Source organism: Caulobacter sp. GW821-FHT12D05, from assembly GCF_058807295.1.
Window position 1 is genome coordinate 551,046 of record NZ_JBXAQO010000004.1, and the last position, 12,881, is coordinate 563,926.

At 67.8% G+C, this 12,881-nt stretch carries 13 protein-coding genes; 7 read left to right on the forward strand and 6 right to left on the reverse strand.

Going from position 1 to position 12,881, the window contains the following annotated elements:
• Positions 1–175: 175 nt before the first annotated feature.
• Together AC1RRR_RS20740 and AC1RRR_RS20745 are read left to right on the forward strand one after the other, a co-directional pair.
• Positions 176–1,765, forward strand: coding sequence for an ArnT family glycosyltransferase (locus tag AC1RRR_RS20740; protein WP_492815764.1), 1,590 nt, complete (start codon positions 176–178; stop codon positions 1,763–1,765).
• A gap of 81 nt (positions 1,766–1,846) precedes the next feature.
• Entirely contained in the window at positions 1,847–2,833 is a 987-nt protein-coding gene (locus tag AC1RRR_RS20745; protein WP_492815765.1) for a DJ-1/PfpI family protein, read from the forward strand.
• 118 nt (positions 2,834–2,951) lie between these two features.
• Here the strand turns inward: AC1RRR_RS20745 and AC1RRR_RS20750 are convergent, their stop codons facing one another.
• Positions 2,952–3,593 carry a 3-oxoacid CoA-transferase subunit B gene (locus AC1RRR_RS20750; RefSeq protein ID WP_492815766.1) on the reverse strand — a complete coding sequence of 214 codons (642 nt, stop codon included), beginning with the start codon at positions 3,591–3,593 and terminating at the stop codon, positions 2,952–2,954.
• Positions 3,593–4,303, reverse strand: a complete 711-nt coding sequence (locus tag AC1RRR_RS20755) for a CoA transferase subunit A (protein WP_492815767.1) — start codon at positions 4,301–4,303, stop codon at positions 3,593–3,595. The genes AC1RRR_RS20750 and AC1RRR_RS20755 overlap by 1 nt, the downstream gene beginning before the upstream one ends.
• On the opposite strand from AC1RRR_RS20755, the gene AC1RRR_RS20760 reads away from it, so the two are divergent.
• Genes AC1RRR_RS20760 through AC1RRR_RS20770 form a run of 3 tightly spaced genes read left to right on the forward strand, consistent with a single transcriptional unit; the run spans position 4,206 to position 6,901 of the window.
• Complete coding sequence (locus tag AC1RRR_RS20760; protein ID WP_492815768.1) at positions 4,206–4,409, forward strand: hypothetical protein; 204 nt, start codon at positions 4,206–4,208, stop codon at positions 4,407–4,409. The two genes, AC1RRR_RS20755 and AC1RRR_RS20760, sit on opposite strands and share 98 nt — an antisense overlap.
• On the forward strand, positions 4,409–4,990 hold the full coding sequence (gene kefF / locus AC1RRR_RS20765) for a glutathione-regulated potassium-efflux system oxidoreductase KefF (protein ID WP_492815769.1): 582 nt from the start codon (positions 4,409–4,411) through the stop codon (positions 4,988–4,990). The genes AC1RRR_RS20760 and kefF overlap by 1 nt, the downstream gene beginning before the upstream one ends.
• Before the next feature lie 6 nt (positions 4,991–4,996).
• Positions 4,997–6,901, forward strand: a complete 1,905-nt coding sequence (locus tag AC1RRR_RS20770) for a monovalent cation:proton antiporter-2 (CPA2) family protein (RefSeq protein WP_492815770.1) — start codon at positions 4,997–4,999, stop codon at positions 6,899–6,901.
• On the opposite strand, the gene AC1RRR_RS20775 is transcribed toward AC1RRR_RS20770, so the two are convergent.
• The 4 genes from AC1RRR_RS20775 to AC1RRR_RS20790 all read right to left on the reverse strand — a co-directional run bounded on the left by AC1RRR_RS20775 (position 6,898) and on the right by AC1RRR_RS20790 (position 11,188).
• On the reverse strand, positions 6,898–7,929 hold the full coding sequence (locus tag AC1RRR_RS20775) for a helix-turn-helix domain-containing protein (RefSeq protein WP_492815771.1): 1,032 nt from the start codon (positions 7,927–7,929) through the stop codon (positions 6,898–6,900). The genes AC1RRR_RS20770 and AC1RRR_RS20775 overlap by 4 nt on opposite strands.
• 321 nt (positions 7,930–8,250) lie before the next feature.
• The gene (locus AC1RRR_RS20780) at positions 8,251–9,249 is read right to left on the reverse strand and encodes a sterol desaturase family protein (RefSeq protein ID WP_492815772.1); all 999 of its coding nucleotides are present in this window, start codon (positions 9,247–9,249) and stop codon (positions 8,251–8,253) included.
• A gap of 57 nt (positions 9,250–9,306) precedes the next feature.
• Positions 9,307–10,359: a ceramide hydroxylase CerH gene (gene cerH / locus AC1RRR_RS20785; protein ID WP_492815773.1), complete on the reverse strand. Its 1,053-nt coding sequence runs from the start codon at positions 10,357–10,359 to the stop codon at positions 9,307–9,309.
• A 160-nt stretch (positions 10,360–10,519) separates the two neighbouring features.
• Positions 10,520–11,188 carry a YiaD family glycine zipper/OmpA-like lipoprotein gene (locus AC1RRR_RS20790; RefSeq protein WP_492815774.1) on the reverse strand — a complete coding sequence of 223 codons (669 nt, stop codon included), beginning with the start codon at positions 11,186–11,188 and terminating at the stop codon, positions 10,520–10,522.
• Positions 11,189–11,351: 163 nt separating this feature from the next.
• Here AC1RRR_RS20790 and AC1RRR_RS20795 point away from each other — a divergent pair, with 163 nt between their 5' ends.
• The gene (locus AC1RRR_RS20795) at positions 11,352–12,287 is read left to right on the forward strand and encodes an isopenicillin N synthase family dioxygenase (RefSeq protein WP_492815775.1); all 936 of its coding nucleotides are present in this window, start codon (positions 11,352–11,354) and stop codon (positions 12,285–12,287) included.
• Between the two features lie 89 nt (positions 12,288–12,376).
• A complete protein-coding gene (locus AC1RRR_RS20800; RefSeq protein ID WP_492815776.1) occupies positions 12,377–12,880 on the forward strand; it encodes a DUF805 domain-containing protein in 504 nt (167 codons plus the stop codon).
• Position 12,881 lies beyond the last annotated feature (1 nt).

Genomic DNA, 12,881 nt, shown 5'->3' on the forward strand with positions numbered 1-12,881 from the left:
CCCCTCATTATTTCCGTACGCCACGCCGTAGCGACGTGACGCAACCTGGCCGCTCTTTACCCGGCTTATTCAAAGGTTTGGTGACGGAAAGGCCACGTCTGCCCCCAAACTGTCATAAATGGCGGACAACGCGGAACAATTGGTCAAATTTTTCTTACTTGGCTAATTAGGTGTCATGCGCTCAGCGACCCCAACCTCCGAGATTTCCCCCGCGCCCGGCGTAGAATCGCGCGCCTGGCGGCTGACCCTGATGATGGTCTGTGGGCTGACGGTTCTGCGTCTGATCGCCTTGTTCACAACGCCGCTCGAGCTCTACCCCGACGAGGCGCAGTACTGGCTGTGGTCGCGCGAGCTGGCGTTCGGCTACTTCTCCAAGCCGCCGATGATCGCCTGGCTGATCTGGCTGACCACCCATATCGGCGGCGACGCCGAGCCCTGGGTGCGACTGTCCGCCGCACTGCTGCACGGGGCCACGGCGCTGGTCATCCACCGCATCGCCAAGAACCTCTATGGCGGCTGGAGCGGCCTGCTCGCGGCGGCGATCTACAGCCTGATGCCGGGCGTGGTGTTGTCCTCGGGCCTGATCGCCACCGACGCGCCGCTGCTGTTTTTCCTGGCCCTGACGATCTGGGCCTATGTCGCCCTGGCGGTGGAAACCGCGCCGCGTCGCTACTTCATCGCCGCCGGCATGGGCGCGGCCCTGGGCTGCGCCTTCCTATCGAAATACGCGGCGATCTACGTGCTGGGCAGCATCGTCATCCACTTCGCCATCTCCAAGGAGGCCCGCAAGCGCTGGTGCCCGGCGGCCGCCGTGCTGTTCGTCACGGCCTTCGTCCTGACCCTGGCCCCGAACTTCGCCTGGAACGCCAGCCACCACTTCTCGACGGTCAAGCACACGGCGGCGAACGCCAATTGGGGGTCGCACAGCCTGTTCAATTTCCGGGAGCTGATCGAATTCGTCGGCTCGCAATTCGGGGTCTTCGGCCCGCTGCCGTTCGCGGTGCTGCTGGGTGGGGCGATCTGGCTGGGCGTCAAGAAGCGCCTGACCTCGCCGGATCTCTTGCTGCTGTGCTTCTCGGCCCCGCCGCTGATCATCGTGGCCGGCGAGGCCTTCGTCTCGCGCGCCAACGCCAACTGGGCCGGCGCGGCCTTCGTCGCGGGCTCGGTGCTGACGGCCGGCTGGCTGCTGCGCTGGAACGCTCGCCGCTGGATGATCGGCGGCCTCGCCGTCCAGGCTGTGTTCGCGGCCTTCTTCATCGCCTGCATGATCAGCCCCAAGGTGGTCGACGCCACCGGCCTGTCGAACGGCTTCAAGCGCGTGCGCGGCTGGGACCAGACCGTCCAGGCGATCATCGAGCGCTCAAAGGAAGAGCAGGCTCTGCGCGCCCCCCTGAGCGCCGTCGCGATGGACGATCGCTTCGTCTACAATGCCGCCGCCTATTACGGCCGCGACTATTTTGGCCAGCCGGGCGCGCCGCCGCTGCGGATGTGGGTGCACGAGGCCTACGCCCAGAACCAGGCCGAAGCCGAGACGCCGCTGGACGCCCACTATGGCCGCCGCGCCCTGATCGTCAGCCTGGAGGGCGGCTATCGCCCCGAGATCGAGCAGGACTTCAAGGCTCACTCGGGCCTGCAGATCGCCCGCGTGCGCCTGGACAAAAAACGCTCGCGCCGGGTCGACCTGTTCATCGCCGAGGGTTTCGCGCCCCTGCCCCGCGATCCGATCACCGGCCTGCCGCCGCAGCCGCAACACACGCCGAAATAGGGCTGGCGGCTTTCGAGGGATAACCGTCCTTTCGAGACGGCCTGCGACGGCGATGCTTCCCGCGTCTCACGGGAGGTCTCGATGCTGCGTCTGCTTGTGTTCTTGCTGGTCCTGGTCGGCTCTCCGGCGCTCGCCAGGCCGCTGGTCGTGATCCTGGCCGAGCCTCGGGGAACCGAGACCACCGACCTGATCGCGCCCTATGCCGTGCTGGCGGAGTCGGGCGCGGTCGAGGTGACGATCATCTCGCCCACGCTCGCCCCGGCGCGGCTGATGCCCGGCCAGGCCTGGATCCGTCCGCAGACGACCTATGGCGCCCTCAAGCGCGAGCCGGACGTCGTCATCGTGCCGTTCATGATGCCGGCCTATGACCCGGCCCGCGACGCCTGGCTGCGCGAGCGAGCCAAACGCGGGACCCGGATCGTCTCGATCTGCGCCGGGGCCGAGACCCTGGCCCGCGCCGGGCTGCTGGACGGCCGCGAGGCCACCACCCACTGGTATGAGCTCAAGCGCCTGGCCAAGGCCTATCCGAACGTCCGCTGGCGGCGCGACCGGCGCTGGATCGTCGATGGCGGCGTCACCACCACCGCCGGGGTGACGGCCTCGATCCCGGCCAGCCTGGCCTTGCTGCGCGACCTGGCCGGCGAGGCGGTGATGCGGGAGACCGCCGCGCGGCTGAACGTCCCCCTGCCCGTCCAGGCCCACGACGGCGCGGCGTTCCGGGTCGGGACGGACGCGGCGATGACCGGCCTATCGGGCTGGGCCAACGCCTGGCGGAGCGAGAAGATCGCGGTGCGGATCAGCGACGGCTTCGACGACCTGGCCTTCGCGACGGCGCTGGACGCCTGGTCACGGACCAACCGCTCGGAGGCCTTTCCGAGCCAGAGCGCGGTGTCGCGACACGGACTGACGGTGATCGCGCCGGTGAAGCTTCCGCGTGCCTCGCGGACGGTGGAGGCGAAGGCGGGGGATCCGGCTTCAGTCTTGGAGGAGATCGCCGGCGCTTACGGGAAGCCAACCGCCCGCTACGTCGCGCTGACGCTGGAGCATCCGTATTGGCTGGCCAAATGACCGTGCGGCGGACCTCGCCCTTCGACAAGCTCAGGGTGAGGTCCTAGTTCAAGCTCGGCGACAACCAGCAACCTCATCCTGAGCTTGTCGAAGGACGAGGTTGCTGCACCACCGATCTCTAGAGCGACGTCTCGAACGCCGCCTCGGTCTTGGCCTTGACCTCGTCGACGGTCACGCCCGGGGCCAGTTCGATCAGCTTCACCGGCGACTTGCCGCGATTGATCTCGAAGACGCCCAGCTCGGTGATCAGCAGGTCCACGACGCCGGCGCCGGTCAGCGGCAGCGAGCATTGCTTCAGCAGTTTCGGCGCACCGGACTTCTCGCAGTGGTCCATGACCACCACCACGCGCTTGACGCCGGCCACCAGGTCCATGGCCCCGCCCATGCCCTTGACCATCTTGCCGGGCACCATCCAGTTGGCCAGGTCGCCGGTCTCGGACACCTGCATGCCGCCCAGGATCGACAGGGCGATGTGGCCGCCACGGATCATCGCGAAACTGTCGGCCGACGAGAAGTAAGAGCTCGAATCCAGCTCGGTGATCGTCTGCTTGCCGGCGTTGATCAGGTCGGCGTCCTCTTCGCCCTCATAGGGGAAGGGGCCCATGCCCAGCATGCCGTTCTCGCTCTGCAGCGTCACCGACATGCCCTCGGGGATGTAGTTGGCCACCAGGGTCGGGATGCCGATGCCGAGGTTCACGTAGAAGCCGTCCTGCAGCTCCTTGGCGGCGCGGGCCGCCATCTCATCGCGGGTCCAGGCCATTACGCGGTTTCCTTCGCACGGGTGGTCACGCGCTCGATGCGCTTCTCGAACTTCGCGCCCTTGACCAGATGGTCGACATAGATGCCGGGCGTGTGGATGGCGTCCTTGTCGAGGTCGCCGATCGCGACCAGTTCCTCGACCTCAACCACGGTCTTCTTGCCGGCCGTGGCCATCATCGGATTGAAGTTCCGGGCGGTCTTTCGGTAGATCAGGTTGCCCTCGGCGTCGGCCTTCCAGGCCTTGACGATCGCGAGGTCGGCGACCAGGCCGCGCTCCATCACGTACATCTCGCCGTCGAACTCGCGGGTTTCCTTACCCTCGGCCACCAGGGTGCCGTAGCCGGTGCGCGTGAAGAAGGCCGGGATGCCCGCCCCGCCCGCACGAATGCGTTCGGCCAGCGTGCCTTGCGGATTGAACTCGAGCTCCAGCTCGCCGCTGAGGTAGAGCTGTTCGAACAGCTTGTTCTCGCCCACATAGGACGAGACCATCTTCTTGATCTGGCGGTTTTCGAGGAGAATCCCCAGGCCGAACCCGTCGACGCCGCAATTGTTGGAGATGACCGTGAGGTCCTTCGTCCCCGCCTCGCGGATCGCCGCGATCAGGTTCTCGGGAATGCCGCACAGGCCAAACCCGCCGGCCATGATGGTCATGCCGTCGAACAACAGCCCGGCCAGGGCCTCGACGGCGTCTGTCTTCACCTTGTCGACCATGGTGTCTCCCTTGTCCGACTTTGCTAGGTCGTGTTGGCGAACCGTGTCGCCCGAGCCGCGCAGAAATTCAACCCTTGATGAAATTATTTCCGGAAGGGTCGCTTGATGACCAACGCTAGCACCGGCTCCGTGACGCCTTCCACCCCCGGGGTGCTTCTTGTGCTGGCTCACCCGGCCCTTGAACGCTCGCGCGCCAATCGCGCCCTGGCCAAGGCGGCCAAGGGCCTTTCCGGCGTCACCTTCAAGGACCTGTACGAGACCTATCCGGACTTCGTGGTCGACATCGAAACCGAGCAGGCCGCCTTGGTGAAGCACGACGTCATCGCCTTGCAGTTTCCGCTGTACTGGTACTCGACCCCGGCCCTGATGAAGGAGTGGCTGGATCTCGTCTGGCTGCACGGCTTCGCCTATGGCGAGGACGGCGAGGCTCTGAAGGGCAAGCGCCTGTTCGTGGCCTGCACCACGGGCGCCAGCGCCAAGGCCTACCATATGCACGGCTACAACCGGTTCTCGATGGACGAGTTCCTGCGGCCGCTGGAGCAGACCGCGCACCTGTGCGGCATGGAATGGGAGACGCCGTTCGTGGTTCACGGCGCTTCGGTAAAAGACGACGCGGCCCTGAAGGCCGAGGCTGAGCGCTACAAGGCGCGCGTGGCCTCGTTGTTGCCCAAGAGCGTGGAGGCGTAAGGACGCATGGAGAACTTCCTCACCCAGACCCTGGTCTATCTGGGCGCGGCCGTCGTCTCGGTGCCGATCGCCAAGCGGCTGGGGCTCGGCTCGGTGCTGGGCTATCTGATCGCCGGCGTGGTCATCGGTCCGTTCGCCCTCGCTTTGGTCGGCGACCAGGCCGACGTCATGAAGTTCGCCGAGTTCGGCGTCGTCATCCTGCTGTTCCTGATCGGCCTCGAGGTGCAGCCCTCGATGCTGTGGGACATGCGCAAGGCGATCTTCGGCTTGGGTGGCGCGCAGGTGCTGGGCACCGCCCTGGCCATCGCCGGCGCCTCGTTGGCGCTGGGGCTGCCGTGGCAGACCGCGCTGGCCGTGGGCCTCGTCCTGGCCATGTCCTCGACCGCCATCGTGCTCCAGACCCTGGATGAGAAGGGACTCAGGCAAGGCCCGGTCGGCCGCGCCGCGTTCGGGGTGCTGTTGCTGCAGGACCTGGCGGTGATCCCAATGTTCGCCCTGCTGCCCCTGCTGGCCACCGGCGCGGCGCACCATGCCGACGCCGGCGGCGGCCATGGCGGCGGCAGTCTGGTGGCGGAGCTGCCGATCTGGGCCCAGACCCTGTCGGTGTTCGCGGCCGTGGCCGGGGTGATCGGCGGCGGCCGTTACCTGGTCCAGCCGCTGTTTCGCTTCATCGCCAAGGCCCGCCTGCGCGAGATCTTCGTCGCCGCCGCCCTGCTGATCGTGGTCGCCGTGGCCAGCCTGATGCAGGTAGTGGGCCTGTCGCCCGCCCTCGGCGCCTTCCTGGCCGGGGTGGTGCTGGCCGAAAGCGAGTTCCGCCGCGAGCTGGAAAGCGACATCGAGCCTTTCCGGGGCCTCTTGCTGGGCCTCTTCTTCATCACCGTCGGCGCGGGCGTGAACCTGCCGCTGGTCGCCAGCCAGCCCTTGCAGCTGCTGGGCATCGTCCTGGGACTGATGACCCTGAAGCTGTTGGTCATGTACGGCATCGCCCGGCTGTTCGGCGCGCCGAAGCGTGGCGCGCTGGCGGTGGCCACGGCGCTGGCGCAAGGCGGCGAGTTCGCATTCGTGCTGCTCAGCTTCACGGTCGGCGCGGGCGTCATTGGCGTCCAGCTGGCCGCCCTGCTGACCGCCGCCGTCGCCGTCTCCATGGCCCTGACGCCGGTGGCCATGATCCTGTACGAGCGTGTCGCCGACCTGATGGACGCGGCCATTCCCGACGTGGTCCCCGACACCGGCGACTTCGACGAGGGCGAGCCGGACATCATCATCGCGGGCTTTGGCCGTTTTGGTCAGATCACCGGCCGCCTGCTGACCGCCAACGGCTTCAAGTCGACCATCCTGGACAGCGACATCGAGCAGATCGAGCTGCTGCGCCGCTTTGGCCGCCGGGTGCACTATGGCGACGCCACGCGCCTCGATTTGCTGCGCGCCGCCGGGGCCGAGCGGGCCCGCATGCTGATCGTCGCCCTGGACGACCGCGAGAAGACCGTCGAGCTGGTCGAGACCGCCCGCAAGGCCTTCCCGGACCTGATCATCCTGGCCCGCGCCTGGGACCGTCGCCACGCCTACGACCTGCTGTCCAACGGCGCCGACGCGGTCGAGCGCGAGACCTTCGAGTCGGCCCTGGCCCTGGGGACCACCGCCTTGCAAAAGCTGGGGTTCCGCGCCCACCGCGCTCACCGCGCCTCGGCCTTCTTCCGCCGCCACGACCGGCGGATGTTCGAGGAGCTGCGGCCGATGTGGGGCCAGGAGGAGGCCTATATCCTGGCCTCGCGCGATGCGGCCAAGACCATGGACAGCCTGCTGGACGCCGACCTGCACCGCATGCGCCCCGGCGACGCCGGCGGCGCCTGGGACACGGCCAGCCTGGACGAGGAACTGCGCGAACGGGCGCAGCAGGAAGGGACGACCTAAGCCGCGTCCAGCGCCCGCAGCCAGTCCGACAGGTCTCCGCTGGCGGCCTGTTGGACGCTGGCGCGGGCCGCCGCCGTCGCGCCCTGCCCGCGCGCCTCGCCCGGCGTCATGCCGAAGCGGCTCTTGAACGCCCGGCTGAAGCTGGACCACACGGTAAAGCCGTAGCGCTCGGCCACCTGGGCCATGCCTTGCGACTGGGCGGGATCCGACAGGGCCTCGAACACCCGGCGCAGGCGGCGGTTGCGGATGTGCTCGCTGACCCCGCCCAGCGGCGCGAACAGGCGATAGAGCGAGGCGCGCGAGACGCCGAAGCGGCGGCACAGGAGCTCGGCGCCCAGGTCCGGGTCGTGCAGGTTGGCGTCGATGAAGCGGCGCAGGCGTGCGCGCTGGGTCTCGGCCGCCGCCCGCCGGGTCTCCTCGCCGCGCTGGCCCAGGGTAAGGCCCGCCAGCAGGTCGGTGGTCGCCCGGCCGACGCCATAGGCCTCCTCGGGCGCGAGGTCGGGGGCCACGCGCATCAGGCTTTCGGCGTGCGAGCGCAGCAGCTGCGCGCCGGCGCTCTCGCGACGCAGAACGAGGCCGTGCAGCGGGTCCAGGTCGATGTCGCGGGCGTCGAAGGCGTCGCGCGGCAAAGCCAGGTTGATGTTGGTGCAGTGGGCAGTCTCCGACACGAAGGTGCGGGTCAGGTCCAGCAGGCAGACATCGCCCGTCCGCGCGATGGTCTCGTCGCCGCCGGTGGAGCGACGGTCCTCGCCGTCGACGATGATCTGCACCAGGACCAGCTCCAGCCCCGTGGACGCGATCTTGCGCCCGTCGCGGCCATAGCCGAACACGCCGCCGCTCATATGGGCCTGGCCCAGCACCATCGGGCCGATGTTGAAGCTATTGATGCCCAGGTCCGGGCCGCGCGCGTCGACGTCGCGCAGGCGGGTGTCGAACACCGGGGCGATGGCTTCGGCATAGGCTTGCGCGCCCTCGCGGCCCGGGGTGATCCGGGTGCCGGCCTGGAACTGGGGCAACGAAGACGGCATGCGACGAACTCGGAATGACGATACCCGACCAACGAGCCTCGAAAGCCGCAGGCCGTCAATGTCTTGAGATACCCGCGTGCGCGGAGTCTCAGATTCATGACCGGCCGTCTCAAACACCGGAGCCGCCGTTGCTCCGCGCCGGGCCGGGCTCTACGGGATCGGCGTGGCGTGAGGCCGACGCATCCATTCCCTTGGCAGCGTTCTCGCGTCGAGCGGCCGGTCCGGCCGACCCCGTCGTGGGGGACATGGCTAGGCCGGACCACCGCGTGAAACAGCCCAAACCTTTGCGACGCGTGGTCCCGCCGGTCCCGCGTCGCTTCTTTATTCGGCCGCTTGCAACTCGGGTGAGGGCGGCGGGCGGAAGGCCTCGACGAATGGCGTGGCGAAACCGCCGGTCAGGCTGTGCGGGTCGGCGGCGATGGCCCCGAACGTCAGGTCCTTGGGCCGCGCGCCGGGCACATGCAGCGTGCCGAACATCCGATCCCAGACGGCCAGGCAGCTGCCCAGGTTCTTGCCGAAATGCGCCGGATCGGCCGAGTGGTGGATCTGGTGGTGGGCCGGGCTCAGCAGCCACTTGCCCAGCGGCGCGAAGGTCATCCAGGCGTGCGAGTGCTGCAGGTGCACCACGGTCATGATGAAGACCAGGAAGATGGCGTTCTGGCCGAACGCCAAAGGTTCATGCCAGGCCGGCCCGAACGCCCAGGCCAGGACCCCGCCCGTCGCTCCGCTGGCCAGGGCCGCGATGTTGGCGAACTTCAGGCTCTCGATCGGATGGACGCGGTAGACGGTCAGCGGCGTCAGCACCTCGGCCGTGTGGTGCGGCTTGTGGAAGGCCCACAGGAACGGGACCTTGTGGCTGAGCCAATGGTCGACATAGTAGCCCAGCTCGTAGGTCAGGAAGCCCAGCACCGTCCCGACCACCGCCACGACCGGCCAGGGCGTCGCGCCCAGCGCCCCCGGCCCGATCGCACCGGTTAGCCAGGCGGCCAGGCCCCGCGAGATCGCTTGGCCCGACAGCAGCGCGGCGCCCAGCAGTAGGCCCGCGACCCAGACGTTGAAGACGAAGAACACGAGGTCGGCGCGGCTGGACGCTGTCAGCCAGACCTTGCGGGGAAACAGCGCTCGCCACAGCAGGCGCGGCGAGGTCTTGCGGCCCCGCGCCCGGCGGCTCAGCACGATGTGCAGGGCGCCGATGACCAGGGCGCTGGCCAGAGAGATCAAGGAAAAGACCGAACCCAGCGGCAACAGCACGTCGAGCAGCGGCGCGGCCAGCCGATGGGCGGCGCCGGCGAGATCGATCACTGGTGCGGCCGTCGTCACGTCCGAAAGGCCTCCGCTTCAGGAGACCTTCCTTACACGCCGGCCCTCAATTGCCGCTTAATGGGCGGGCTGGTCGACCGGGGTCTTGCGACCCACGCGGCGGAACAGATCCGCCAGGGCCTCGAACAGCCCCTTCTCGGACGCGCGATGATAGATCGAGTCCGCCGCGAAGGCCGCGGTCAGGCGCGCATGGGCCTTGCCCAGATTGTGGTACGGCAGGCGCGGCAGCAGATGATGCAGGGCGTGGTAGCGCAGGCCCACCGGGGCCCAGAGCTCCGACGCCAGGTTCGGCGGCGGCACGTTGACCGAGTCCAGGAACTGCTCGTCCAGGGTCATCTTGCCCCCGTCATTGTCCCAGTGGTGGGCGACCAAGGTGCGGGCCTGGTTGACGAAGGTGGCGACGGCGAAGATCGCCAGTCCCGTCAGCGTAAAGCGCAGCGGCAGCCAGCCGGCGACGGTGGCGGCGATCACGGCCCACGACCACAGCCAGCAAGCCACGTCCTGGGCGACCCAGCCGGCGCGCCAGCGGTGCAGGTCCTCGCGCACGAAGTCGGGATTGATCATCAGGGCCGACAGCTTGGTGCGCACATAGACGCGCAGCGGCGGGATCACGAACGACAGCGGGATCAGGATGGCCGAGCGCAGGATCACGCCCAGCGGGGCCAGCAGGGCCACGAACAGGAACACCGCCAGCTTCAGCGGCGTGAAGCGCGACAGCGGCAGGTATTCCGGATCCAGCGCGGTGCCGAAACGATCCTTGATGTGGTGGATGTTGTGCACCCCCTCGTACATCAGGGAGGGCGTCATCAGCGGCATGCCGACCAGGATGTTCCAGCCGGCCAGGAAGCCCGGCGTCTCGTCGGCCCGCAGGTGGGTCAGTTCGTGGATGAAGGACAGAGCGCGATAGAGGGCCAGCACGCTGACCAGGCCCGCGATCAAGCCGATGGCCAGGCTGGCGGTCGTCGCGGCGACATACAGGCCGGCCCACATCAGGGCGACCGACACGACGAGATCGATCCAGTAGACGGCCGCGTTGGGCGTCATCAGGTCTTCGGTCAGGCCATAGGCCTGCTTGGTCAGACTGACGCCTTCGCTTGCCAACTTGTTCACTTCGACCTCGCGCCGCCTCGATAAGGAGAACGAATTGGCGACGGCGCGAGGGAAAAGCAACCGTTTGGATCAAAGGCGCGACGATTCCGCGCCCTTAAGCGTCACTCAAAGTGAGCGCGCGCCCGGGCGGGTTAACCGCATACACTTAACCCTGGCGCGCTTACGTCAGCGGCCGCAGGATGATCTCGACCCGGCGGTTCTGAGCCCGGCCAGCGGCCGTGGCGTTGTCCGCGATCGGCTGGCGCGAGCCCATGCCGGCCACGAACACGCGGTCAGTGATCACCCGGCCCTGGCGAGTCAGATAGTCGGCCACCGCGCTGGCGCGGCGCTCCGACAGACCCTGGTTGTACTCGGCGCCGCCGCTCGAGTCGGCGTGGCCCACCACGTCGATCGTGGTCTGCGGATAAGCATTCAGCGTGCGGGCCACGTCGTCCAGCACGCGGGTGAACTGCGGCTGCACGTCCGACTTGTCGACGGCGAAGGTCACGTCGCTGGGCATGACCAGCACGATCTGGTCGCCGTTGCGGCGGATCATCACGCCCGAGGTCTCGAGGCTGCGACGCAGGTCGGCCTGCTGGCGGTCCATGTAGTTGCCGACCGCGCCGCCGGCCAGCGCGCCAATGCCCGCGCCGATCAGCGCGTTCTTGCGGCCCTGCTCGCCTTTGTTGGTGTTGGTCAGGTAGCCCAGCAGGGCGCCGCCCGCGGCCCCGGCCAGCACACCGGTGCCAGTGTTGTTGCGCACCGGCATGCCCGTATAGGGATCGGTGGTGGAGCAGGCGGTCAGGGCGGCGGCGCCCATGAGCAGGGCGGCCAGAGCAGTCTTGCGCATTGTCGCAACTCCCACGTCTTTGTTGTAGATCAAGGTCAAACGGGCAAACGCCCATCTTATGGTCAAGTTCCAATACCGCGCCTGAAGCCAGGATGAACGGCCTTCGTTTCGTTCCCGGCCCGGTGTAGTAAGAAGGAACTTACTAACCTCAAGGCTCGAAGAAGTGTCCACCTCCGCCATCGATCCGATCTCGTTCACGCTTTACAGCAAGGACTTCCCGCGCTTCGCCCAGGAGCTGGGCGCGTCGTTCGAGCGCTACGGTTTCGCCGTGCTGTCGGAATACGACATCCCGCAGGACCGCATCGACGCGGCCATCGCCGACACCAAGGCCTTCTTCGCCCTGCCGGTCGAGACCAAGACCCAGTACGCGGGCGTCAAGGGCGGCGCGCGCGGCTACATCCCGTTCGGCGTCGAGACCGCCAAGGGCGCCACGCACCACGACCTGAAGGAATTCTGGCACATGGGCCGCGAGCTGCCGCCCGGCCACCGCTTCCGCGCCACCATGGCCGACAATGTCTGGCCGGCCGAGATCCCGGCCTTCAAGCACGACGTCAGCTGGTTCTACAACGCGCTGGACAACATGGGCGGCAAGGTGCTGGAGGCGATCGCCACCTACCTGAAGCTGGACCGCGACTTCTTCAAGCCGACCGTCCAGGACGGCAACTCGGTGCTGCGCCTGCTGCACTATCCGCCGATCCCGCTGGACGCCACCGGCGTGCGCGCCGGGGCCCATGGCGACATCAACACCATCACCCTGCTGATGGGCGCAGAAGAAGGCGGGCTGGAACTGCAGGACCGCAACGGCGACTGGCTGCCGATCAACCCGCCCCCGGGCTGCATCGTCATCAACATCGGCGACATGCTGGAGCGCCTGACCAACCACGTCCTGCCCTCCACCATCCACCGCGTGCAGAACCCTCCGCCCGAGCGCCGCCACCTGCCGCGCTACTCGACGCCGTTCTTCCTGCACTTCGCGTCGGACTACGAGATCAAGACCCTGCCCAACTGCGTCACGCCCGAGAACCCGGACCGCTATCCGGAGTCGATTACTGCCGACGAATTCCTCCAGCAGCGCCTGCGAGAGATCAAACTGGCCTAAAAGGACCTACAACCTCCGAAAGAGGGTTGCGCGCGCTCGCCTCGACGTCATGGTCCCGGCGTGCGCGTTCTGCTTCTGGGGAGGGGCGGTTGGAATTCCTGGGGCAGAGCCTGGCCAGGCTTACGGACTTTTCGGGCCGCGATCCGCGGCGCGTTTTCTGGCCCTATGTCGGCGTCGTCGTCCTGCTGATGATGATCATCATGGGCGCGGGCAACATGATCGCCGTCAGCCTGCTGATCCCCGCCACGCCTTCTCAGGATTTTCCCGACCTCGGCGGCCTTGTCGTGCTGATGGGCGTCGAGATCGTCGCCGTCGTCGCCCTGCTGGCGGCCGCGGTGTCGCGCCGGCTGCATGACACGGGACGACGAGCTTACTGGGGCCTGGCGCCGCTGCCCTTCCTGGCTTTCGGCATCGGCGGCTTCTACGTCGTGGTCAGCAGCTTCGAGGCGCCGCCTCCGGGCATCGAGAGGCTGTTCTTCGCGATCTTCTTCAACAACCTGCTCTATCTGCTCGTCCTGGTGCTACTGGTCGTGCTGCTGGCCCAGCCCAGCCAGGCGGGGGCCAACCGCTACGGCGAGCCCCCAGCCGTCTAGG

What these genes read in the sequence shown, in the direction of transcription:
- AC1RRR_RS20760 (WP_492815768.1), top strand. Translation starts at nt 4,206, where the DNA reads ATGCCGCACAGGCCAAACCCGCCGGCCATGATGGTCATGCCGTCGAAC.
- AC1RRR_RS20755 (WP_492815767.1), bottom strand. Translation starts at nt 4,303, where the DNA reads ATGGTCGACAAGGTGAAGACAGACGCCGTCGAGGCCCTGGCCGGGCTG.
- kefF (WP_492815769.1), top strand. Translation starts at nt 4,409, where the DNA reads ATGACCAACGCTAGCACCGGCTCCGTGACGCCTTCCACCCCCGGGGTG.
- AC1RRR_RS20745 (WP_492815765.1), top strand. Translation starts at nt 1,847, where the DNA reads ATGCTGCGTCTGCTTGTGTTCTTGCTGGTCCTGGTCGGCTCTCCGGCG.
- AC1RRR_RS20790 (WP_492815774.1), bottom strand. Translation starts at nt 11,188, where the DNA reads ATGCGCAAGACTGCTCTGGCCGCCCTGCTCATGGGCGCCGCCGCCCTG.
- AC1RRR_RS20740 (WP_492815764.1), top strand. Translation starts at nt 176, where the DNA reads ATGCGCTCAGCGACCCCAACCTCCGAGATTTCCCCCGCGCCCGGCGTA.
- AC1RRR_RS20775 (WP_492815771.1), bottom strand. Translation starts at nt 7,929, where the DNA reads ATGCCGTCTTCGTTGCCCCAGTTCCAGGCCGGCACCCGGATCACCCCG.
- AC1RRR_RS20750 (WP_492815766.1), bottom strand. Translation starts at nt 3,593, where the DNA reads ATGGCCTGGACCCGCGATGAGATGGCGGCCCGCGCCGCCAAGGAGCTG.
- AC1RRR_RS20770 (WP_492815770.1), top strand. Translation starts at nt 4,997, where the DNA reads ATGGAGAACTTCCTCACCCAGACCCTGGTCTATCTGGGCGCGGCCGTC.